Genomic DNA, 672 nt, shown 5'->3' on the forward strand with positions numbered 1-672 from the left:
CTACTTTTTTCATCAGTTCTTCTCGCTTCGAATCAAAATGCTTGGACGGAATGGAGACACCGTCAAAGTCTGGATGCGCACTTTTGTACGAAGAAAGGGCACTTCTCGCTTCACTGATACGTTTGTCGTGTTCGCTAAGACCATCCTTTAGCCGATCATGCAGTCGATCATAGTCATCGCGTTTCTTCTCTAGCTCCGTGGACATGATATCGATACCAAGAATTCTAACCATTGAAAATCCTCCTTATTTTGCGGGTTTTACCACTTTGATTTTTTCTGCTACGCCGTTCTGGATATTATATGCCTCGAATGGTAGTAAGTTTGGCTCTTGGTAGTTTTTGTTGCTGACGTCGATGATATTTTGTTCGCTGAGTTTGCAGAGTGCGATACCGTTTTTCTGTAGTTTAATAATATCGCTCACTTTGCTGTAACCTCGTCCCATCGTGCTTGTATTACCTGCGATGATGAAGTAAATGCCAAATCGTGCGCCATTTTCAAGTAGGCTGACAAAATCGGTTTCTAGATCGCTACTGATGCCACTCACGATTAAGTCTAAATCGGCAATTGCAACAAGCACTGGACGGGCATCTTTGAGGAATTCGGTCGTTGTTGTTAATCCGCCTGTTTCTTTTTGCATCGCTGCGAAACCGTCTTGACGACTTTCTAGCAAAC

The 672-nt window shown here is 43.5% G+C and carries 1 protein-coding gene and 1 pseudogene; both read right to left on the reverse strand.

Annotated features, from left to right (window positions below; translation table 11 throughout):
* A pseudogene (locus tag HCJ66_RS15895) lies at positions 1-232 on the reverse strand (chorismate synthase); the annotation flags it as partial.
* 12 nt (positions 233-244) lie between these two features.
* Positions 245-672 (reverse strand): hypothetical protein (locus HCJ66_RS15900; RefSeq protein WP_187134019.1); only part of this gene is annotated, 428 nt, incomplete at its 5' end.

It is taken from the genome of Paenilisteria portnoyi, from assembly GCF_014322795.1.
GTDB lineage: Bacteria > Bacillota > Bacilli > Lactobacillales > Listeriaceae > Listeria_A > Listeria_A portnoyi.